The organism is Vibrio sp. 10N.222.55.C7 (assembly GCF_041473335.1).
Classification (GTDB): Bacteria; Pseudomonadota; Gammaproteobacteria; order Enterobacterales; family Vibrionaceae; genus Vibrio; species Vibrio crassostreae_C.
Window position 1 is genome coordinate 238,274 of sequence record NZ_JBFRSC010000021.1, and the last position, 22,722, is coordinate 260,995.

The following is a 22,722-nucleotide window of genomic DNA, read 5'->3' on the forward strand; positions in this document are numbered from 1 at the left end:
CCTGAACCTGAACCGAACGCACCTATGGTACTTGTTGGCTTTTGCATTGGTTTTAAGGCTTTTATCTTTGGCAACCTATCCATTAATGGATACCACAGAAGCGCGCTATGGCGAAATGGCACGTCTGATGGTGGAAACTGGGAATTGGTTAACGCCTCAGTTTGATTACGGTATTCCTTTCTGGGGTAAGCCACCGTTGTTTACATGGATGAGTGCGGCTGGGATTGAGCTGTTTGGTTTGAGTGAGTTTGCTGTGCGTGCACCACACTGGCTAGCAGGTTTTGCGACGATTCTGTTGGTTGCATACATGGCTAAGCGTACCGGACAAAGTGCCTTGGTGGCGGCTGTGGTATTGGCGACATGTGGTATTTTCTCTATTGCGGCGGGTGCTGTGATGACCGACATGGCGTTAACGTTAGCGATGACCATTGCCATGCTGGGTTTCTACCTATGTTGGCTAGGAGGAGAAGCGGGGAAGGGTGAAGGGAGTGCGAAGACTAATCGGTCTTGGGGTTATGTTGGTTTCATTGGTTTAGCATTAGGCTTGCTGGCAAAAGGGCCGGTAGCGATTGTCATCATGGGTATCGCAGTTTTCCCTTGGTTGGTATTACAACACGGCTTCTTTGGTGCTTTCAAAGCGCTTTGGCAACGTTTCCCATTGTTGTCTGGTTTAGGTGTGATGTTAGCGATTGCTCTACCTTGGTACATCATGGCTGAAATGGCAACGCCGGGCTTCATCGACTACTTTATTGTTGGCGAACACTTTAAGCGTTTTGTTGTGAGTGGTTGGGAAGGGGATCTTTATGGTTCAGCCCATGATGAAACAAGAGGAATGATTTGGGTTTTCTGGATTCAAGCAGCTGCGCCGTGGTCGATTGTGTTGCCTATTTTGACTTTTGCTCGTCGTAAGAAAATCGCAGAAGTTAACGCTGAACATAATGGGTTATTTTCATTCCTTGTGTGTTGGTTGGTCTCTCCTCTAATTCTTTTCACTATGGCGGGTAATATTCTTCCAGCTTACGTCCTACCGGGTATTCCGGCCCTTGGTTTGCTGGTGGCAATGCTTGTGGTAGAAAAAGATAAGAAGTGGTTCTCGAGTGTGGCTTTAGTGTTACCTGTGTTGTTAATGATTGCGATGGTCTACCTCAACCTAGGCAAAGCGAACGAGAAAAGTGACCGTATTATCTTCGAGCAGATCACGGATGAAGCGCCGAGCTTTTACATCGGTAAACGACCGTTCTCTGGGCAATTTTACAGTCATGGACAAGCGAAAAAGCTACTTGATGTTAAGCAGTTAGATGGTATCGACAAGTTCTATCTGATTGGTAAAAGAGCGGAAGTAGAAACCAAGATTAAAGACAACGCGTTAACCTGTATTTTAGAACCGACGGTGAAGATCAAGCGCGCTCTATTTAGTTGTCATAGCCAAAATATCAAACCAAATCTATCGTTGAGCCATATTCGAAGTGATGGCGATGTTCAATTTTAACTCGTCATCGAGACTGTTTAGCCACAAGTTCGACGCGCTAAACAAAAAACTACAACCTCACCATAAGATGATTAAATTCGCTATGGTGGGGGCGGGTGGCTTTGTTGTCGATTGTGCCGTGTTTGCATTGCTGCATTACGTTATTGGGCTGCCGTTAATGAGTGCTCGAATTGGCTCTTTCATCGTTGCAGCAACGACAACCTGGTTTGGAAATCGAGTGTTGACCTTTGAATTCAAAGGGCAGGGGAATTGGTCCGAAAAGCTGATTCAATGGCAAAAGTTCATGTTCTCTGCATCAATATCGGCGATACCTAATTTGCTGTGCTTTAAGTTGATGACTGAATTGCTGCCTGCATTTACTGGGGCAGTGTTTATCGCAATGGCGGTTGGCATCTTGGTGGGCATGGTCAGTAACTATTTGCTTAGTCAGTATTGGGTGTTTGCTCGTTAGGCTATCTTGTAACAGACACAAAAAAGCGCAGCTAAATAGCTGCGCTTTGTGTTTTTACGATAGCGAAGTCAATCGGTTCGCGATATTAGCGTTGTGCTGCGCGCTGGCGGTTCTTGCCGTTACTTGCAGGTTTGCCACCTTGACCATTGCCCGCTTTGTTACGGTTTGGTTTGCCATTTCCGCCGCCATTACCTTGTGATTGCTGACCACCAGGACCTTTCTTAATGAAGCCAGTCGCTGGTTTACGAGCATTGCCATTACCGCCACCTTGGTTAGCATTACCTTGGCTACCGTTGCCGTTACCATTCGGCTTCTTGCCACCCGGTTTCTTACCAGAGTGGTTACGTGGGCTTTCGCCACCAAGACCTGGCTGAGATTTACTGTGCTTAGTCGCAAAGCGTTGTGAACCGTGACGACCAGACTTACGACGTTGTGCCGGTGTTTGTGCATCAAAGTCTTCTGCTGGTACTAGGCAGTTTGCTTTGTCACCAATTAGGTGCTGTTTACCCATGCTGATCAGTGCTTCACGGATGATTTTCCAGTTTTCAGGATCGTGGTAACGAAGCAGTGCTTTATGCAGACGACGTTGACGATCACCTTTCGGCACAGGAACATCTTCACGCTTCTTATATTTCACGCGTTTCAGAGGGTTAGTCTCTGAGTAGTACATCGACGTTGCATTACACATTGGCGATGGGTAGAAGTTCTGTACTTGGTCACACTCGTAGTTGTGCTTTTTCAGCCACATTGCAAGGTTAAGCATGTCTTCATCTTCTGTGCCCGGGTGAGCAGAGATAAAGTAAGGAATTAAGTACTGTTTCTTACCGGCTTCAGCGCTGTACTTCTCGAACATCTCTTTGAAACGATCGTAAGTGCCCATGCCCGGCTTCATCATCAGATCCAGTGGGCCTTTTTCAGTATGCTCTGGAGCAATCTTCAAGTAACCACCAACGTGGTGAGTCACAAGCTCACGAACGTATTCTGGAGATTCAATCGCTAAGTCGTAACGTACACCAGAAGCGATCATGATCTTCTTAACACCCGGTACTTTTCTCGCAGAGCGGTACAGGTCGATAGTGTGTTGATGGTCTGTGTTTAGCTTTTCACAGATTTTCGGGAACACACATGATGGACGACGACAGTTAATTTCAGCTTTTGGATCTGAACAACCTAAACGGTACATGTTCGCCGTTGGGCCGCCCAAGTCAGAAATAGTACCTGTGAAGCCCGGTACTTTATCTTTAATGTCTTCGATCTCATCCAAGATAGATTCTTTCGAACGGTTCTGAATGATGCGACCTTCGTGCTCTGTGATTGAACAGAAAGAACAACCACCAAAACAACCACGCATGATGTTAACCGAGGTTTTGATCATGTCGTATGCTGGGATTTTCGCTTTGCCGTACATCGGGTGCGGAACACGCTTGTACGCAAGGCCAAACACGTAGTCCATCTCTTCTGTGGTCAATGGAATAGGCGCTTGGTTAATCCAAAGCTCGCGATCACCGTGACGTTGAATCAGAGCACGACCTGAGTACGGGTTTGTCTCAAGGTGCAGAATACGACTAGCGTGAGCGTAAAGAATACGGTCATTGTTTAGCTTTTCGTAACCTGGGATACGAACCGCTGTAGTTTTTGCATCGTGACGAGAAGGGCGAATAGTAATAGGTTGCGCTTTTACTTCTTCTTTTTCGTCTTTCTTGGTATCACACTGAGTTTCAACTTCGTACGGGTTAACCGGAACATACGCTTTGTTCGGCTTTTCGATACGAGAAGAGTCAATGATCTTGAAGCCTTCAGGGGCCGCAGGAAGATTGATAGCAGTACCGCGGATATTGGTCAGCGTAGACATGTCTTCACCATCGGCAATGCGGTGTGCTACTTCAACCAGTGCACGCTCAGCGTTACCAAAAAGAAGAATGTCTGCTTTTGCATCAAACAATACAGAGCGACGAACTTTATCCGACCAGTAGTCGTAGTGAGCCACACGACGCAAGCTCGCTTCAATACCACCAAGCACGATTGGCGTGCCTTTGTAAGCTTCACGACAACGTTGAGAATAAACCAGAGTTGCACGGTCAGGACGCTTGCCACCTTCATTGTTCGGTGTGTAAGCATCATCGTGACGTAATTTGCGATCAGAGGTGTAGCGGTTGATCATGGAATCCATGTTACCCGCTGTGATGCCGAAGAATAGGTTAGGTTTACCTAGCTTCATGAAGGCATCTTTATTGTCCCACTTTGGTTGAGCAATAATGCCCACGCGGAAACCTTGAGCTTCAAGCAGACGGCCGATGATAGCCATACCAAAGCTCGGGTGATCGACATAAGCGTCACCAGTTACAATAATAATGTCACAGCTATCCCATCCAAGAGCATCCATCTCCTTTCTACTGGTAGGCAAAAAGGGTGCAGTTCCGTAGCACTCGGCCCAGTATTTTTTGTGTTCGTGAATAGGAGTGATATCGCTGTACATATTTCAACCTCTGATTTTTGAGGCGGGAATTATAGCGGCATGAGCCTAGACTAGCCAGTAGAACATGCCCCTGTTAGTTCTGGTGTCTTTCGTCTTTTTACGGTAAATGGCGACAAAAGAGCCATACAACAGCATAGTAGAAGCCTTGAATAACGTCGCTAATTTGTGATTTTGATTAGTGTTCGCAGCAGTTTTTGATATTATTCGCGAAAATAAGTCTGAAGAAGTAGATCCACAATGGTCGAAACGTTACTAGTACAATTTGCTCCGATGCTTTTAGGAGCCCAACTGATCTTAACCCTTATCTTGGTGAAAGGGGATATATGTCCAGGGCAGCGTGGCCGTATCCACAAGATGTTACCTGCGATTGGCGTGCTGTGGCTTGCCGTCGCTTCAGTAAAAATTGAAGCCTTTCTGGTCGTGTTTGCGATCTTTTATTTCTATTCTCAAGTCCAAACCAAGAAGACACGTGATTCCGGCCCTATTTGGGTGATGTACTTAGCTTGTGGTTTAGCGCTGTCTTACGTGGCTATTCAAGCGACGGAACAAGCAACTACTGTTGGCATTATCACTACTGTATTGCTAGTGGCACTGTTAGGCTCAGCGTTTGGCCATTTACTACTGACAATTGCAAGAACACGCTTACAGGCATTTCACCGAGTTCTGCCCGTTGTTGGTGTGTTGACGGGTATGTTAGTGGTTTTGGCGACAGTCGTGAGTGTCTATTCTTTGTCTGAAGCTCAATTAGAGCCTGTGATTTCAACGTTACTGTTCAGCTTTGTTTTGTTAATCTCCGCTATCGTGGTTTGGTGTTGGCATTTACTGTTCGTTAAAACCCCGGAAAAACTGCAACTGACAATTTCGTTACTGATGTTATTGGCTGCGGCTGTGGGTTTAACGCCAGTTTGGGCACTTTAATCGCGCACTTTCATTAATTACGTAAGCTCAATAATCACGTATTCTCTTTAAGAAGTGTGATCAGTTTTTTAGCATGGCGTTGGTAAGCGTTCTAAACTTATTTCTAGTCGGTGTGTTCGTAAGGAGTACGAGATGGATTTAAGCAACGTCAAAGGTTTCGATAGCATTATCTTGCTGGGAATCGTGAATGAGAAACTTCGCCTAGAGTGCGATAGCTTTGAAGAGCTGATCAGTATGTATGAAATGGATATAGAAAGTGTCGTGGGCAAGCTCGATATGCTTGGCTATCAATACGACCCATTGACTAACCAGTTTAAGTCTTATCCAAGATAGTCTATTTTCGCGAATCAACAGATATCGAAAATCATCGATACTGAAACTAAAAAGTCACAGATTATCTGTGACTTTTTTTGTTTCTGGCGTTTGCCTTTCCGATTTAATACAGGCTTAAGCTAGCTCAATAATGAACCTCTTAAACGACCTCAATACCATCTAAGTGACTCTTACTCTGCTGTCTTGCTGTGCTAAAGAAAGCCTGTAGGTAACGTTTGTCTTTTTCTGAGTTTCTTACTGCGGCAAACAGTCTTCTTGAAAGCCCTTTACCTAACGGTTTGCTGGCTATCAAACCTTGTCTTGAGAACTCACTGATCGCCCAATTTGGTAATGCCGCGACACCTAATCCTGCCGATACCATTTGCACCAACATTAAGGTGTTGTCTGCTTGTTTCCACTTCTTAGGTTCTACACCTGCTGGTTGCAAAAAGTGCTTCACTACGTCTAAACGCTGCTTTTGAACTGGGTAGGAGAGCATAGTGAGATCGCTAAGATCTTGCGGTTCAATGCTCGCCTTTTCTGCCAAAGGTGAGTTGATTGCCGTGATCAAGCGCATCTCAAAATCAAAGAGTGGTTCGTAGTGAACCTCAGAGCGAGGCTGTATATCAGAGGTGATCACCAAATCTAGCTCGCCTGCCATTAGCGCGGGTAGCGGCTCAAACCCAAAGCCTGACGAGAAATCTAGCGTTACGCTTGGCCAAGCCACTTGATATTCCTTCAAAGCAGGCATTAACCATTGGAAGCATGAGTGACATTCAATCGCCATGTGCAAACGACCATTCACATCCTCTTTCAGGCTCGCGAGTTCGTTCTCCGCTTTAGCTATTCTTGGCTGTATCTCATCGGCAAGCCTAAGCAAAATCTCACCTTCAGAGGTGAACTTAACTGGTCTAGTTTTACGTAGGAAAAGCTGACCACCGATACGCGCCTCAAGGTCTTTCAGTTGGTGAGAAAGCGCCGACTGAGTCAAGTGAAGAGAAGTTGCCGTCGCTGTTAGCGAGCCGCTGTCTCTTAAGGTAGTCAATGTTCGAAGGTGTTTAAGCTCTATCATGAGTTTTCCTCATATTCCCTAAGCCAATTCAATATTTCTTAATAATCACCCTACGGGGTTTTCTTTCATTTGTAAACGTCTAGATGTCCAGATGGATTTAATTTTTCAGCTTTAGATTATTCAAGATGAATATTTTTAATAAACAAGATGAATATTTGGACGTTGTTCATCGTTCAGATTAGGGAGATAGTTTAGCCATCTAGACGCCTTGTAAAGAACTTAAACCATAAGCTAGGCAGTTTGATCGAACACTAAAAATTATTGAATAAGGAACAGGTTCATGACTACGACAACGCATATTTTAGGCTACCCACGTATCGGCGAAAAACGCGAACTCAAATTCACTTTAGAAAAATACTGGCGCGGTGAGATTAACCAATCAGATTTAAAGCAACTCGGTAGCGAACTAAGAAATCGTAACTGGAATGTACAAGCTAAGGCGAATCTAAGCTTTGCAACTGCGGGTGACTTCGCATGGTACGACCATGTTCTAACAACGACGTTACTTCTAGGTCATGTACCTGAGCGTCACGCTGGTGGATCAGAAGGTGAAAAAGCCTTCCCAGATTTAGATACCTTGTTCCGCGTTGGTCGCGGTCAATCTCAAATACAATCTCAAAGGCAGCCAACTTGTTGTGGCGCTAAGCACGGCTCTGAAAGCGCTAAAGACGGTGCAGCAGCATCAGATATGACGAAGTGGTTCAACACTAACTATCACTACATTGTTCCTGAGTTCAGTAAAGACGACACCTTTGAAGTGAGTTGGCCACAACTGTTTGACGAAGTGAGTGAAGCGATTAAAGCGGGGCATAAGGTGAAGCCAGTTCTTCTAGGCCCATTATCTTATTTATATCTCGGCAAGGAAGTAGAAGAGGGCTTTGACCGTTTAACTTTGCTTCCACGCTTGCTTACCGCTTACCAAGCGATTCTGGCAAAACTGGCCAAGTTGGGCGTTGAGTGGGTACAAATCGATGAGCCCATTCTATCTCTGGAACTTGAGACTAAGTGGGCAGATTCATTCAAATTGGCTTATCAGGTGATTCAAGGTGATGTGAAGCTACTCCTTACCACGTACTTTGATTCTGTGACTGACACGTTAGATAAAATCATGGAACTGCCCGTCAACGGCTTACACATCGATTTGGCTGCCGCACCCCAGCAACTCGATGAAGTGGTGAACAAGCTACCTGAAGATTGGGTGCTTTCTGCAGGAGCAATCAACGGACGCAATGTTTGGCGAGCAGACTTAGCCGCGCAGCTTGAGTTGCTGCAACCAGTGAAAGAAAAGCTAGGCGATAAACTATGGGTCGCAAGTTCATGTTCATTGCTGCATAGCCCAGTCGACCTTGAGTTAGAAGAGACGCTTAGCGAAGAAGTGAAGAGTTGGTTTGCCTTTGCAAAACAGAAAGTCACTGAGGTGAGCTTATTGGGTGCGGCGTTAGACGGCGACCAAAATGCCATTTTAGCGTGTGAGACGTATAGCCACCCGATTGTTGCACGCAAGAGTGCAACTCATGTGAATAAGCCGCAAGTTCAAGCTCGTATTAACACGATAACTAAAGCGCTAGCAGAGCGCACTGCTCCATACGCAGAACGTGCCGCGCACCAGTCTGAGGTGTTAGGCTTACCGCTATTGCCAACCACAACCATTGGTTCGTTCCCACAAACAGGGGAGATCCGAATTCAGCGTAGTGCTTACCGAACCGGCAAACTGAGTGAAGCGGAATACACAACCGCATTGAAAGGCCATATTGCGGATGCGGTGAAACGCCAAGAAGCGCTAGATTTGGATGTGTTGGTTCATGGTGAAGCGGAACGTAATGATATGGTGGAGTACTTTGCAGAAAATCTAGCAGGCTTTCAAACCACTAAATTTGGTTGGGTGCAAAGCTACGGTTCTCGCTGCGTGAAACCAGCTATTGTAGTCGCGGATATCGAGCGTGAGAAACCGATGACGGTGGAGTGGTCTACCTATGCCCAATCTCTAACTTCTAAACAAATGAAAGGGATGTTAACTGGCCCTGTCACTATCTTGTGCTGGACGTTCCCACGTGAAGACATCTCACGCAAAGAGATCACTAATCAATTGGCATTTGCGCTGCGTGATGAAGTGTCTGACCTACAAGATGCAGGAATCAATATTATTCAGATTGATGAACCAGCGATTCGTGAAGGTTTACCATTGAAAAAACGTGACCACGCAGAATATTTAGAATGGGCCGTCGATGCCTTTAAGATCTCGGCCGCGAGTGCTAAACCAGAGACGCAAATTCATACTCACATGTGCTACAGCGAGTTCAACGAAATCATTGATTCAGTAGCCGCGCTAGATGCCGATGTGATTACCATTGAGACTTCTCGCTCGAACATGGAACTGCTGAAAGCATTTGAAGAGTTCAACTACCCGAATGCGATTGGACCTGGCGTTTATGACATTCACTCACCAAACATCCCGTCAGAAGAGTGGATTGTTGATTTACTTAAGAAAGCGGCAGAGAAAATTCCAGCGGAACGTTTGTGGGCAAACCCTGATTGTGGGCTGAAGACACGGAACTGGGCAGAGACGGAAGCGGCGCTGACTAACTTAGTTTCGGCAACTAAAGCACTGCGTAAAGAGTGGGAATCAACCGAGGCATAATTCAGCTTAGGATTTTGATTGCTTCATAAAACAAAGGCCTCGCATTTGCGAGGCCTTCTGGTTTTATACTTGTTCGAATCTCGAGCTAGAATCTAGCTGCTGCTCTGACACGTCTCTTTGCTGATCAACTTCTCAACCATCAGTTGTCCGCGAGTGTTGCGAATCTTGATGTTGTAAGCCAAGCCCATATCAAGGTTTGCTCTCACTTCAGAGTTGGTGCAGTAGCTATTCACACTCATGTCTACAACTTGGTTTAAAGGCTTAGCACCTTTTGCATCTTGGTTGTAGATCATCATGATTTCGATAACCGTGTTTTTTGCTAGCACGCGCATGACCGACAGTGGGCCATACTCAATCGGCAGGCCTGCAGATAAAACGCCAGCTCGGTGCTGCGCCATCATCTCTAGCTGTCTTTGTTCGTCTTGCTCACTTGAAGCACAGCCTGCAAGCAGAGCTAAAGCCAGTGAGCCAATAATCCATTTTTTCACGTTAAAATACTTTCTTGAATGGTTTTACAATCACATTTTGGTAAACGCCAGCATCAATGTACGGGTCAGCGTCTGCCCATGCTTGTGCATCTTCCAAAGAGTTAAATTCAGCAATCACAGTTGAACCTGTAAAGCCTGCTTCGCCAGGGTTATCTGAATCAATCGCTGGCATTGGACCTGCTGTTAACAGTCGGCCTTCATCGTGAAGTGTTTGTAGGCGTTCTAGATGTTGTGGGCGAACACTTAGGCGTTTTTCTAATGAATTTTCGACGTCTTGAGAAAAAATCACGTACCACATATTGAGATATCCTTATTTTACTTCACTAAATTTGGGGCGTTTAAATTCGCTATCTTGCTAATTTACGCGAACTAATTGGTATTGGAAGGGCTAATGATAAGAAATTGTGAATTGGTGCGAGAGAGTTGTATGGTCGTTAGGGCGTGTTGACCTTTCGTGGTTAAATTTTGTTCGGGTGGGGACGCCTAGTCAAAAGCGTTTTAATCGCGGCGAGGGGGAAGTAGCCTAGTCATTCTAAGCAAATCTCCCTCAACAAAGAGTAAAACGCTTTTAGCTGAACCCTTCGGGCAGCGTTTGCTGGTCATTTCTACTACGTTATCGGCTTCTTATGGAGGCTAGCTACACATCAAAGCCTCTGCCTTGTATAAATACCCAGCAATTCGCTGCAAAAGTCAGCTCGAAAGGTCAATGCGCCCTAGTAATTTCATTTATAAAAACTAAAGACCATCGGTGCCACACGCTTAATAAAAGGTGTTATTTGTTGATTGGGCGAGGCTTACCACTTTCATCAACCGCAACGTAGTTGAATGTCGCGCCACAAACCTTGTAGCGGTCGCCGATACCGTGATCAAGTACAGGCTTAACCCAGACTTCTAGGTCGATATTCATCGAGCTGCGACCAATCTTAGTGCAGTCACCATAAACACACACAACATCACCCACTGAAACCGGCTGTTTGAACTCGATACTCGATACTGAAACCGTGACTATCTTGCCGTTAGATATCTCTTTTGCCAGTATGCCGCCAGCAAGGTCAAGCTGTGACATTATCCAACCACCGAAAATCTGGCCTGCTGCATTTGTATCAGAAGGCATCGCTAATGTGCGAAGAAGTAAAGAACCAATCGGGTTCAAAGTTGATTGAATAGTCATTGTCGTACTCTTAATGGTATTGATTGTTTTAAATTTAAATAGATGTGTTTGCGGGGCTCGCGGTGGTCGTATTTTTAACGTATTCACCGAACACAAACAATCAGTGGCCAATGATCACGAGTATCATTGGCCACTGTTAAATAGCATATTGATAATAATTGTATCAAAAAGGGGATGAGGACTCATCCCTTAGGGTTACTTCTCGTCGGTATTTTTATCCGTTAACTCTTTCTGCTGGTCTTTTTGTAAATGCTGATCTTTTGGTAGATGCTGGTCTTTTGGCAAATGCTTATAAATATAGACACCCGTTAGTAAGGTAAATGCAAAAGTAGCGATCAGTAAGCCAAACACTTTGAAGTTTACCCAAACATCCAAGGGTAGGCTGAAAGCAACGTAAACGTTGAGAATGGCACATAGAGTAAAGAACAAAGTCCAAGCCCAGTTGATCTTGCTCCATACCGCTTCAGGAAGTGTGATCTCTTTACCCAGCATGCCTTTAATCGCTGACTTGCCCATTAGGTGACTGACGGTCAGGCCGATAGCGAACAATGCATAAACGATGGTTACTTTCCATTTAATGAAGTTGTCATCGTGCAAGAAAATGGTCATGCCACCAAATACGGCAACCATCAGAAATGTGATGATCTGCATTTTCTCTACTTTCTTGTAGATGACGTATGTCAAAACGATTTGTACTGCGGAAGCAACAATCAATGCACCTGTAGCCGTGTAGATGTCATACATCTTATACAGCGCAAAGAAAATAATGAGAGGAATGAAATCAAGGATTTGCTTCATGTGGCACTGACTGTCCAGTTAGTTGAGTTGCAGACAGTCTAACGAAAACTGTCTCGATGCTAAATAGCCCGAGACAATTGGGTGCTAATTAATTCCATCAAGTTGGTTTATTGAGTCGGATATTTTCATCATCGAGTCGGATAACGTTATCGCATTGATGTGGTTTGGTAGCGAGGTATTAGCTTCTTGATATCTTCAAGGTAACCTTCGCTCTTTAAGCTGTCTAAGGTGTTTTCGAGCTCTTGTTCACTCATGGCAAAACACGTCGATTTGCCTGTCGTTAGGTCGAGATACTCGTGATATTCACGCTCTGTGAAGTGGCCAATTCTGTCCATTAATAAGGTTTTAATTCCATGGTGAATCAAGCCGTAATACGTATGTCTTTGTAAGGTCATAGCCTATCCTCCGTGACAAGCTGCAGTGAAACTGTTGCAACCTGCTGTATATTGGTTGGGTTATCTATGACAAAGCAATTCGAATGCCATTTTCTCTAATTGAACGGAACATTTTCCCTACCAGATAGAATTGAACTTCTTTTCAAATAGTTAAAGCAAGGTACGTTCTATTCTCTGACAACCAATACGTAACAGACATAAAATAGTTTCATTTTGAGAACGATGAAATTCTCATTATGACGCTCTACTGCTATTTATAGTGTGCTTCTATCTACGGTGATTGCCGCTAATCGACAAGCCAATCAACCAGCGTAGATAAAGATGTATTTTGTCGATTCTTAGGCTGCAGCAAGAAGTAACCATTTCCAGAAAAGACACTGCCTTCACTCACTTTCACCAACCTGCCCAAATCGATATCTTGCTTGGCCAGCGTGATATCGCCTATGGCAATGCCAAACCCTTGAATGGCTGCATTCATCGCTTGATCAAGTGTCGCGAATTGTTGGTTGTTCTTACTTGAAAGGTCATGACTTCCTATGTGCTCTAACCAAAGTCGCCAATCACTTTGCTCATTGTTGGCGTGTAACCAAGTGTATTGAGCGAGCTTGTGTGGCTTGATGATAGTAGAAGCCTTACTTACAAGATGGCCCTGAGTAATGCTTTGCGCCTGGCAGACCGGAGCCAGCTGCTCGTTGAACAATAACTGGCTCACAATCGATTGTTGGTTTGGCTTCTTACCATAGGTGATTACGGCGTCAAACGGGTCAAAGCTTGGTTCAAAAACGTGCTTGATGGTCGACGTGAGCTCGACATCAATTTCAGGGTAGGCTTGCTGAAAAGACATCAATTTGGGTAGCAGCCAAGAGGTAATACAGCTGGGGGCGTTGAGTTTGATCTTAGAGGGAGAACTTGCCACTTGATTGAGAGCCGATTGCAGTTTGTGAATCGTTCCTTGTATCAGAGGAACCAGTTCTTTGCCTTTCGGAGTTAAAGACAACCCTCGAGCGTGTCGATAGAAGAGATCACAGCCAAGGCTTTCTTCAAACGACAATATCTGACGACTTACTGCACCTTGCGTAACATTGAGCTCATGTGCCGCGCGCGTAAAGTTGAGATGCCTTGCCGTCGACAAGAACGCGAGCAAAGTTTTGGTTGAAGGAAGTGTGCGATTCATATCTTCACCTATGATTTTTTATCATGGCTATTATGTGATTATTTCGATTCATTTATCAATAGTGTTCTGTTTGAATGTAAATACTTAATCATCATTTGTGATTCAATATGTGTATAAGTCACATTTTTTGAATATGAAGGCAGTGGTGAAGACATTGTGATTTTGTGAAAGGGATAGCTTCTTGACATCTTTTATCGATAGTTTAGTACCTCAGGCTGTAAAAAAATTAATACCTTATCAATCAGCAAGAAGAATTGGTGGTGATGGACGAGTCTGGCTAAACGCCAATGAATTGGAAAGTTCGTTGTTTCCAGGAGAAGCAAGCCACAATAGATACCCAGATTTTTTACCGCAAGATATTGCCAAAGCTTATCAAGCGTATTGCGGAACTGATGTTGCAACGGTTGCCGTTCGTGGCGCCGATGAAGCGATAGATTTACTGATCAGAACATTCTGTAAGCCAGCGAGTGACAATATACTTATTTGTTCACCAACGTATGCAATGTATGAGTTTTGCGCCGATGCATTGGCGATAAATACCTTGGATTCTCCATTGCAGGAAGACTTCAGCCTTAACGTCACTGATATTGTGAACAAAGCGAAGTTGGCTAATATCGTGTTTCTTTGCTCACCAAATAACCCAACGGGCAATGTGATTCCTAAATCGGATTTGATTCAGGTACTGGAAGGCACGATTGGAAAGTCTCTAGTGGTAGTCGATGAAGCGTATATCGAGTTTGAACCACAAACGTCAGCGGTGAGCCTTATTGAGCGTTATCCGCATTTGGTAGTGATTCGCACCTTGTCTAAGGCTTTTGGACTGGCTGCGGTTCGTTGTGGTTTTATCTTAGCGAGTCAAAATGTGATGCAGTATGTCGCGAAGCTGATTCCACCTTATCCGATGCCGGATTGCTCATCGCAAATCGTGTTAGACGCTTTGTCTGATGAACGAGTCTCAGTGATGCAAGACGCCACACAAAAGCTGGTCGAACTACGTAACTGGTTTGCTTGTGAGTTAACTCAGTTTGATTTCATCGAGTCAGTTTACCCTTCATCGACAAACTTTATTTTGCTGCGTCAAAAACCAGGGCATCAAGTGTTCAGTGTATTGGCGAAGGATGGCATTGTGACAAGGAATCAAAACCACGAACCTGCTTTGCGTAACTGTGTACGAATCAGTATTGGTAGCCAAGAGAGCATGCTAGAAGTGATAACGTCACTAACACGCTACCAAACCGAATTAGAAAAGAATCAACAAGGCAAACAAATTCAAAAATCTCAACATAAAGAAACTCAATCTCAACTCGATAAAGATCATATCTAGGATGGCAATGATGAAAAAGATAATACTAGGACTCGCTTGTGCGGCCGCTTTACTTGGTACAACGGTACAGGCGAAAGAAATCCGTTTGGCGTCAGACTTTACGTATCCGCCATTTAACTATAAAAACAGTGATGGTGTGCCTGTCGGGTTTGATATTGAGATAGCTGATGCCTTGTGTGAGCAAGCCAAACTCGATTGTACTTGGGTTTCACAAAGTTGGGACTCGCTAATTCCAAGTTTGTTGGCAAGAAAGTCAGATGTGATTATGGCTTCAATGCGTATTACCGAAGAGCGTAAGCGTAAGATCTTGTTTACTGATAAGTACTACCAAACGCCAGCCGTGTTTGTTGCTGCTAAGAGCGCCGAGTTCAGCATTGATGAGGCCGGCTTAACGGGTAAAACCATCGGTGTTCAGCAAGGTACGATTCACGATCGCTACGTAACAGACAAGTTTGGTGATGTGGCAAACATTAAACGCTATACCGGCCAAGATGAAGTTTATCTGGATCTGCAAAATGGTCGTTTAGATCTAACCTTCGGCAACTCAGATCAACTGTCATTGGCTTTCTTAGATAAAAAAGAAGGTGAGGGCTTTGAATTTAAAGGTAAAGCAGTAACCGACAAAGCCTACATTGGCGAAGGTACGGCTTTAGCACTAAGAAAGCAGGATTCAAAACTGGCGAAACAATTCAATGCCGCGATTGAAGAGATCAGAGCAAACGGTACTTACGACCAAATTGCTGCTAAGTACTTCACGTTTGATATTTATGGTGCTGATTTGTAATTCGTCTAACGCCTAAAAACTAGACCACCAAAAAAATCCGAGGGCTGTGAGGCTCTCGGATTTTTGTTACAAATAATTCGTCCTAGTAAGACTCCCACCGTTGTCTTTATCCCTGCTTATCCACTCTTGTTCCATACGCTCAGTCTAAAACCTTACCTCGACCACCTCAGAAACCGCATTTCACGACTCGCTTTTTCAATCGATGAGACCTTCTTTGTCCGTGCTTAATTACTGATTTTAAGATCTTAAAATAACACAAACTTGCGCGTAATTTTTGCTAATAGACTGTTCTAAAAGCAGTTGAAAGCGATCGAAATTCCCCAAAAATCCGAAGTTAGACTGCTTAATGGTCTAATTGGTGCCAAATATGATTGGTATCACAATCAATTCAGCTCTCTGGCAAATAGATGAACCTTAGCTCACAAAACATACATATAGTATTGTAATACAAAATCTATAGGGTAAGAATATTGTAATGAAACGTTACTGCTATGAGCGATGTGCAATTGAACGTTAGATTTCAAACTTAGCTATAGCGTTGCATATAGAAACTGTACCTCTTACAAAATGGATTCTGGAGAAGAACATGAAAAAACACCTACTGACGATTGCAGCGGCTTCAATTCTGATGGCATTTGGCGCTCAAGCAAAAACTTTGACGTTAGGGCATGCAATGTCATTAGAAAGCGCAGCTCACCAAGGCATGGTGATCATGGCTGATAAAGTGAAAGAAAAATCGAATGGTGAACTTACGATTAAGATCTTTCCAAACGGTCAATTAGGCTCTGAACGTGACCAAGCGGAGCAAGTTGTTACTGGCGCGATTGATATGGCCAAAATCAATGGTGGGTTAGCCGAATCTTTTGAACCAACGTTTAAGGTTAATGCACTGCCTTTCTTATTCCGTGACGTTCCACATATGAGAACGTTCATGCGAAGTGAAGCTGCACAAGAGATGTTGCTTTCAAGTGAAGGTAAAGGCTTCATCGGTCTTACATTCTATGACTCAGGCACACGTAGCTTCTACGCTAAAAAAGCCATTAACTCACCGGCTGATCTAGCTGGTATGAAAGTTCGAGTTCCGGGTTCTCCAACCATGATGGAAATGGTTAACCTATTAGGTGGTAAAGCAACGCCTGTACCTTTCAATGAGGTATACACGGCGCTGCAACAAGGCGTAATTGACGGTGCTGAAAATAATATTTCTAGCTTAGTTGAAATGAAACACAGCGAAGTTGCCAAATTTTACTCTATGGACCAGCACATGATGACACCTGACGTGATCATCATTTCAGAATACAAATGGGGTTCATTAACGGCAGAAGAGCAAAAAATCTTAAAAGAAGCTGCTGCTGAGTCTCTTGAAGAGCAGATCAAAATCTGGGACGCAACAGATGACATGAACAAAGAGAAAGGAATGAAAGAAGGCGTAACGTTTGTTGAAGTTGATAAAGCCCCTTTCCGTGCAGCTGTTAAACCTATGATTGATGAGGCGAAAAAAGATCCAAAACTAGCTCCATTCATTGAAAAAATTGAAGCTCTTTAATCAGTCTTAGTGAAAATATAATTTTGCCTTGGCTTTGCTAAGGCAAAATTTTTTGAGGTATCACACCATGTTAGCAACTTTCAGAAACCTACTTGATAGGCTGATTCTTTTTGTCTCTTCTTTTGCACTCATGTTACTTGTCGTTACTGTCACTTGGCAGGTCTTTAGTCGTTATGTTTTGAATGATCCAAGTAACTGGACTGATGAACTTGCTCGTTATGCGATGGTATGGCTTGGCTTATTAGGAGCAAGCTACTTATTCGGTATCAAAGGGCATTTAGCTATAACGTTATTGGATGGTTATCTTAAGGGTAAAGCACATATCGCATTACATGTACTCATCAATATCATTTCTGGCGCATTTGTATTTCTAGCAATGCTTCAAGGTGGCATCGCCCTAATGGGAAGAACCACACAACAACTTTCTCCAGCACTGCAATTACCGATGTCGACGGTGTATTCAATATTGCCGATTTCAGCCGTTATTATCCTCATTTATTTGGTCATGAATACGTTTGATCTTTTTTGTGAACCCAACAAAAAATAAGTTTTAAAAGGACTCTATATTATGGATTTGTCCATTGGTGTTTGGCTGCTAGGCCTATTCTTATTCATGATCGCGATAAGCATGCCGATTGCGATTGCAATTGCCATGTCATCTTTAACGATCATGTATTTCATATTACCGTTTGAAGTCGCGAGTATTACTGCGGGTCAAAAAATCATTACCGGTATCGATAGTTTCAGTTTATTAGCTATCCCTTTCTTTATCCTCGCTGGGAATATAATGAATGTTGGTGGCATCGCGAGTCGACTTATCAACCTTGCAAAGCTCTTGGTTGGTTGGATTCCGGGCTCACTTTTTCACGTGAACATCTTCGCCAATATGATGTTTGGCGCTGTTTCAGGATCAGCCGTTGCAGCAGCTGCTGCGGTTGGTAAAACCTTAGGTCCTGAATTAGAAAAAGATGGCTATGATAAAAACTTAGCAACAGCAGTAAACGTTGCATCTTGCCCGGCAGGCTTACTAATACCGCCGAGTAATTCACTGATCGTATTTTCAGTGGTATCGGGTGGAACATCCGTTGCGGCGTTGTTTATCGCAGGGTATGTCCCAGGTATTCTAATGGGCTTAAGTTGTATGGTCGTCGCCTATTTCATCGCTAAAAAGAAGGGCTACAAAACAAGTGCGAATGACGGCTTCACAACGAAAGATGTGCTGAATATTGTTTGGCAAGCAACACCAAGCTTAGGGCTTATTGTTGTTGTTATTGGCGGTATTATTGGTGGTATATTCACTGCAACAGAAGGGGCATGTATAGCGGTTCTATACTCTTTTATACTGTCACTCTGTTACCGAACCCTCAAATGGGCACACTTTCCGATAATTTGTAGAGAAACGGTTCAGGTTACTGGCATTATGCTGTTCTTGATTGGTGCTTCTACCATTATGTCATGGGCAATGGCGTTTACCGGTCTACCAACCATGATCAGTGATTGGATGCTCTCTATTTCAGACAATCCAATTATCATCTTTATTCTGATGAACCTGATTCTACTGATTGTGGGTATGTTTATGGACCTTACGCCAGCCGTATTGATCTTTACCCCTATCTTTATGCCGATTGCTGAGCATTTAGGCATGCATCCAATTCACTTCGCGATGATGATTATCTTCAACTTATGTATTGGCATTGCAACGCCACCCGTTGGTACGGCGCTATTTGTGGGTTGTAGTGTCAGTGGCTCTAAGATTGAAAACGTTATAAGAAGTATCATGCCGTTTTGTGCCGTATTGATCGTCACACTGTTGGCCATTACTTTTATTCCTGAAATTAGTTTGGCTCTGCCTCGTGCGTTTGGACTCATCAATTAGCCTGACAAGGGTAAGATTTACCGAATCAATATCGATCATTACCTAATAAAAAAACCGCCTCATGAAGGCGGTTTTATTTATCAATCAAAACTGAAGCTTAATATTACGCTTGCTGTTTTTGTAGCTCAGTTTCTTTCGCTTCGTCTTCGATTAGAGAATCAACGATGACTGCACATGCTGCATCACCAGTGATGTTCAGAGCAGTACGGATCATGTCGAAGATACGGTCTAGAGCGAACAACAGAGGTAGACCTTCGATAGGGATACCAGCCGCTAGAAGAACTGCAACCACTAGGAAAGAAGGACCAGGAACACCTGCTTGACCAACTGCACCTAGGGTAGACGTTACGATGATAGCAACGTAAGCACCCATAGAAAGGTCGATGTTGAACAGCTGTGCGAAGAAGATAGCAACTAGGCCGTAGTAAATTGCGTTACCAGACATGTTGATCGTCGCACCAAGAGGCAGAACGAATGAAGCCGTAGAGTTACGAACGCCAAGTTCTTTCTCTACCGTTTCCATTGTTACTGGCAGTGTCGCCATTGAAGATGCTGTTGATAGTGCAACCGCTTGAGGCTTCTTCATCGCCACTAGGAACTTCTTCGCAGAAGTCTTAGTGAAGATTTGAATCATTAGCGGGTAAGCAACAAAGCCGAAGATTAGAATCGCAGCGATGTAAACAACGAACAGTTTGAACACAACCATAAGTGCGCCAAAACCGAATGTACCCACAGCTTCTGCCATTAGGCCGAATACGCCAAGTGGTGCAATGATCATAACCTTGTTGATCATCCAAACCATAGCGTCAACAATCGCGTTTACGCCATTGATGATAGGGTCACGTTTCTCTTTCGCTTGTTTAGAAATCGCAATACCGAAGAATAAGCAGAAGACTAGAATTTGCAGAATGTTTGCTTCATTCAGTGATTGGAAAACGTTGGTCGGGATCATACCCGTGATGGTTGCCCAGAACGTTGGAAGTTCGCCTTTCGCAGCGTATTCAGAAGAGAACATGCCTTCAACGCCAGAAACATCGATACCACGACCCGGTTCGAATATTTCACCCATTACTAGCGCTAGTGCTACAGCAAGTGCAGACGTTAGTGCAAAGTAACCTAGAGTGGTCACGCCCACTTTACCTGCTGATGAGCTGTTGCCTAGACCAGCAGCACCTGAAATTAGGGCAACCGCGACTAGAGGGATAACCAGCATCTTGATCAAATTGATGAAGATAGCACCCAGTGGAGCGAACATAGTTGCGCTGTCACCCATCATCGCACCGACTAGGGTACCGATGATCATTGCAATAACGACTTGAACGCCGATGTTGCTTAGTAAACTCTTTTCTTTTAACACTTCCATAACCTCTGTGCTACTAAATATAAAAATCCCAGAACTACTCACCAATGTACGATGTACCATTGGATTAATATTTCGCGAGAAGTTTTACACGTATCTTTTACATTTATCAATATGAGCAGAGATGAAAGAACACCAAAAAGCAGTAATCAAATGTCATTTGATGATTTTTCACACTAAGGCAAACGTTTGCCTTTTGATTTGTCATTATTTTTATAAATGGTGGTGATGTTTTGGTGGGGTGTTATAGGTGTGCTACAGGTTTGTATGAGGTGTTGTTTTTATCAGAAATTTAACAATTGAGAGGGTTTGGACGTGTTCTCGGAGAAAAACTCCCACAGCGCTAATTATCGCACTAGTGGGAGCCTATTTATTATTTTTGCGTTGCCGCTTTCATTGGCGTAACAAACTCAGCAAGTGCTTTAAGCATTGCTTCTGGTTGTTCAACGTTGTTTTCAATGATTTTCACAACCGCAGAGCCAGAGATAGCACCAGCAGCGCCAGCTTCGATGGCTTCTTTTACTTGCTCAGGAGCAGAGATACCGAAACCAAGCAGTGCTGGTGGCGCATCAAACTTGTTCAAACGGTCAAGTAGGGCTGTCACAGGCATGTTTGCTTTGGTTTCTGCACCCGTTACGCCAGCACGAGAAAGTAGGTAAGTGTAACCACCACCTAGCTCAGAAACCGATTGAAGCGTCTCATCACTTGCTGTTGGTGGAGCAATAAATATTGGGTGAATACCAAACTTCTTAGCTGCAGCAACAAACTCGCCACTCTCGTTGGTTGGTACATCAGCAATCAATACTGAATCGATACCTGCATTAGCACAACGCTCGTAGAAGTTCTCGATACCACGTGCGTACACCAAGTTTGCGTACATCAGTAGGCCGATTGGCAGATCTGGGTATTTAGCACGAATTTGACCAATAAGATCAAAACACACATCTGGCGTTACTTTTGAATCTAACGCACGAATGTTTGCACCTTGGATTGTCGGGCCATCTGCAAGCGGATCTGAGAATGGAATACCAAGTTCAAGTGCATCAGCACCCGCTTCAACGAGTGTTTCCATGATCTTAAGAGACTGCTGAGGGTTAGGATCGCCAACCGTTACGAATGGTACAAATGCGCCCTGATTCTTTTCAGCTAAGCGAGTGAAGAGTGATTGATAGCGATCCATTATAATGCTCCTTTCTCTTTAAGAATGTCGTGTACAGAGAAGATGTCTTTATCACCACGACCAGATAGATTAACCACTAATAGCTGTTCTTTCTCTGGGTCATCGTGAGCCATTTTAACAGCATGAGCCAAAGCATGAGATGACTCTAGGGCTGCGATAATACCTTCTTTACGTGCAATCAATTGGAACGCTTCTAGCGCTTCGTCGTCGGTCACGTTGTCGTATTCAGCTCGGCCAATAGCATTTAGGTGCGCGTGTTGAGGACCAACTGATGGGAAGTCTAGACCCGCAGATACAGAGTAAGACTCTTCTACTTGACCATTCTCATCTTGCATCAGTGGTGCTTTCATACCGAAGAAGATACCAGTTTTACCGTGTTTAAGCGGCGCGCCGTGTTGGTCGGTATCAATACCTTTACCAGCAGGCTCTACACCGATTAGGCGTACAGACTCTTCTTCAATGAAATCCGCGAACATACCGATAGCGTTTGAACCACCGCCGACACACGCGATAACTGCATCAGGAAGGCGACCTTCACGAGCTAGAATTTGGTTCTTCGTTTCTTCACCAATCATGCGTTGGAAATCACGAACAATCGTTGGGAATGGGTGAGGGCCCGCTGCAGTACCCAATAGGTAGTGCGCGTCTTCATAAGTTGCCGACCAGTCACGTAGCGCTTCGTTACATGCATCTTTTAGCGTTGAAGAGCCAGAATGAACAGGGATAACCTCTGCGCCCATTAGCTTCATACGGAACACGTTCGGGCTTTGACGTTCAACGTCTTTTGCACCCATGTATACACGACACTTAAGACCTAGTAGAGCACACGCTAGAGCCGTTGCCACACCGTGTTGGCCTGCCCCAGTTTCAGCGATGATTTCCTGCTTACCCATACGTTTTGCTAGCAATGCCTGACCAAGAACTTGGTTTGTCTTGTGAGCACCGCCGTGAAGTAGATCTTCACGCTTTAGGTACAGTTTGGTTTTTGTACCTTTTGTTAGGTTGCGTGCTAGCGTTAGCGCCGTTGGACGACCAGCGTACTCTTGAAGAAGCGTCATGAATTCGCTGCGGAACTCAGGATCGGCTTGTGCATCGATAAATGCTTGTTCAAGTTGGTCTAGTGCTGGCACTAGGATCTGCGGTACGTATTGACCACCGTATTCACCAAAGTAGGCATCGAGTTTAGCCATTGTGTTATTCCTTCAATTCTACTGATGTGTATTCACACCAAGTCATTTAATCTTGTTTGAGCTTCGCAAAAGGCAAAGCT

At 44.2% G+C, this 22,722-nt stretch carries 21 protein-coding genes; 10 read left to right on the top strand and 11 right to left on the bottom strand.

Translation table 11 applies throughout. The annotated features are described in order from the left end of the window. Position 1: 1 nt before the first annotated feature. A complete protein-coding gene (locus AB4482_RS08345; RefSeq protein ID WP_372180816.1) occupies positions 2–1,489 on the top strand; it encodes an ArnT family glycosyltransferase in 1,488 nt (495 codons plus the stop codon). Continuing rightward, positions 1,476–1,940 (top strand): GtrA family protein, encoded by a 465-nt coding sequence (locus AB4482_RS08350; RefSeq protein WP_372097804.1) that lies wholly within the window; start codon positions 1,476–1,478, stop codon positions 1,938–1,940. Before AB4482_RS08345 ends, AB4482_RS08350 begins: the two co-directional genes overlap by 14 nt. A gap of 85 nt (positions 1,941–2,025) precedes the next feature. Here AB4482_RS08350 and AB4482_RS08355 read toward each other — a convergent pair whose 3' ends face one another. Then, on the bottom strand, positions 2,026–4,323 hold the full coding sequence (locus tag AB4482_RS08355; protein ID WP_017067347.1) for a YgiQ family radical SAM protein: 2,298 nt from the start codon (positions 4,321–4,323) through the stop codon (positions 2,026–2,028). A 330-nt stretch (positions 4,324–4,653) separates the two neighbouring features. Here AB4482_RS08355 and AB4482_RS08360 point away from each other — a divergent pair, with 330 nt between their 5' ends. Both AB4482_RS08360 and AB4482_RS08365 read left to right on the top strand, forming a co-directional pair. Then, positions 4,654–5,334, top strand: coding sequence for a hypothetical protein (locus AB4482_RS08360; RefSeq protein ID WP_102398187.1), 681 nt, complete (start codon positions 4,654–4,656; stop codon positions 5,332–5,334). A gap of 132 nt (positions 5,335–5,466) precedes the next feature. Continuing rightward, entirely contained in the window at positions 5,467–5,667 is a 201-nt protein-coding gene (locus tag AB4482_RS08365; RefSeq protein ID WP_004736508.1) for a DUF4250 domain-containing protein, read from the top strand. 139 nt (positions 5,668–5,806) lie between these two features. On the opposite strand, the gene AB4482_RS08370 is transcribed toward AB4482_RS08365, so the two are convergent. After that, positions 5,807–6,718: a LysR substrate-binding domain-containing protein gene (locus AB4482_RS08370; RefSeq protein ID WP_017063530.1), complete on the bottom strand. Its 912-nt coding sequence runs from the start codon at positions 6,716–6,718 to the stop codon at positions 5,807–5,809. A gap of 280 nt (positions 6,719–6,998) precedes the next feature. Here AB4482_RS08370 and metE point away from each other — a divergent pair, with 280 nt between their 5' ends. After that, the gene (metE, locus tag AB4482_RS08375) at positions 6,999–9,356 is read left to right on the top strand and encodes a 5-methyltetrahydropteroyltriglutamate--homocysteine S-methyltransferase (RefSeq protein WP_372180782.1); all 2,358 of its coding nucleotides are present in this window, start codon (positions 6,999–7,001) and stop codon (positions 9,354–9,356) included. A gap of 92 nt (positions 9,357–9,448) precedes the next feature. Here the strand turns inward: metE and AB4482_RS08380 are convergent, their stop codons facing one another. From AB4482_RS08380 to AB4482_RS08405, 6 genes are all read right to left on the bottom strand, one after another. Next, a complete protein-coding gene (locus AB4482_RS08380) occupies positions 9,449–9,844 on the bottom strand; it encodes a GspS/AspS pilotin family protein (protein WP_017062026.1) in 396 nt (131 codons plus the stop codon). A 1-nt stretch (position 9,845) separates the two neighbouring features. Continuing rightward, the gene (locus AB4482_RS08385) at positions 9,846–10,142 is read right to left on the bottom strand and encodes a YciI family protein (protein WP_004741234.1); all 297 of its coding nucleotides are present in this window, start codon (positions 10,140–10,142) and stop codon (positions 9,846–9,848) included. Positions 10,143–10,616: 474 nt separating this feature from the next. Then, a complete protein-coding gene (gene yciA / locus AB4482_RS08390; RefSeq protein ID WP_017061510.1) occupies positions 10,617–11,015 on the bottom strand; it encodes an acyl-CoA thioester hydrolase YciA in 399 nt (132 codons plus the stop codon). Positions 11,016–11,210: 195 nt separating this feature from the next. Then, on the bottom strand, positions 11,211–11,813 hold the full coding sequence (locus tag AB4482_RS08395) for a septation protein A (RefSeq protein ID WP_017085614.1): 603 nt from the start codon (positions 11,811–11,813) through the stop codon (positions 11,211–11,213). Between the two features lie 146 nt (positions 11,814–11,959). Next, the gene (locus tag AB4482_RS08400; RefSeq protein ID WP_004736516.1) at positions 11,960–12,208 is read right to left on the bottom strand and encodes a hypothetical protein; all 249 of its coding nucleotides are present in this window, start codon (positions 12,206–12,208) and stop codon (positions 11,960–11,962) included. Positions 12,209–12,494: 286 nt separating this feature from the next. Next, the gene (locus AB4482_RS08405; RefSeq protein WP_372180784.1) at positions 12,495–13,382 is read right to left on the bottom strand and encodes a LysR substrate-binding domain-containing protein; all 888 of its coding nucleotides are present in this window, start codon (positions 13,380–13,382) and stop codon (positions 12,495–12,497) included. A 181-nt stretch (positions 13,383–13,563) separates the two neighbouring features. On the opposite strand from AB4482_RS08405, the gene hisC reads away from it, so the two are divergent. From hisC to AB4482_RS08430, 5 genes are all read left to right on the top strand, one after another. Next, positions 13,564–14,706 (top strand): histidinol-phosphate transaminase, encoded by a 1,143-nt coding sequence (gene hisC, locus AB4482_RS08410; RefSeq protein ID WP_108111369.1) that lies wholly within the window; start codon positions 13,564–13,566, stop codon positions 14,704–14,706. Positions 14,707–14,716: 10 nt separating this feature from the next. Continuing rightward, a complete protein-coding gene (locus AB4482_RS08415) occupies positions 14,717–15,490 on the top strand; it encodes an ABC transporter substrate-binding protein (RefSeq protein ID WP_102548663.1) in 774 nt (257 codons plus the stop codon). 586 nt (positions 15,491–16,076) lie between these two features. Further along, on the top strand, positions 16,077–17,036 hold the full coding sequence (locus tag AB4482_RS08420; RefSeq protein ID WP_017063537.1) for a TRAP transporter substrate-binding protein: 960 nt from the start codon (positions 16,077–16,079) through the stop codon (positions 17,034–17,036). Between the two features lie 67 nt (positions 17,037–17,103). Beyond that, complete coding sequence (locus AB4482_RS08425) at positions 17,104–17,583, top strand: TRAP transporter small permease (RefSeq protein ID WP_004736522.1); 480 nt, start codon at positions 17,104–17,106, stop codon at positions 17,581–17,583. A 21-nt stretch (positions 17,584–17,604) separates the two neighbouring features. Further along, complete coding sequence (locus tag AB4482_RS08430; RefSeq protein WP_010438025.1) at positions 17,605–18,912, top strand: TRAP transporter large permease; 1,308 nt, start codon at positions 17,605–17,607, stop codon at positions 18,910–18,912. A 103-nt stretch (positions 18,913–19,015) separates the two neighbouring features. On the opposite strand, the gene AB4482_RS08435 is transcribed toward AB4482_RS08430, so the two are convergent. The 3 genes from AB4482_RS08435 to trpB all read right to left on the bottom strand — a co-directional run bounded on the left by AB4482_RS08435 (position 19,016) and on the right by trpB (position 22,642). Further along, the gene (locus tag AB4482_RS08435) at positions 19,016–20,335 is read right to left on the bottom strand and encodes a dicarboxylate/amino acid:cation symporter (RefSeq protein ID WP_372050086.1); all 1,320 of its coding nucleotides are present in this window, start codon (positions 20,333–20,335) and stop codon (positions 19,016–19,018) included. Between the two features lie 310 nt (positions 20,336–20,645). After that, positions 20,646–21,452, bottom strand: coding sequence for a tryptophan synthase subunit alpha (gene trpA / locus AB4482_RS08440; RefSeq protein WP_017070760.1), 807 nt, complete (start codon positions 21,450–21,452; stop codon positions 20,646–20,648). Further along, positions 21,452–22,642 carry a tryptophan synthase subunit beta gene (gene trpB, locus AB4482_RS08445; RefSeq protein WP_017067402.1) on the bottom strand — a complete coding sequence of 397 codons (1,191 nt, stop codon included), beginning with the start codon at positions 22,640–22,642 and terminating at the stop codon, positions 21,452–21,454. Before trpB ends, trpA begins: the two co-directional genes overlap by 1 nt. Between the last annotated feature and the right edge of the window lie 80 nt (positions 22,643–22,722).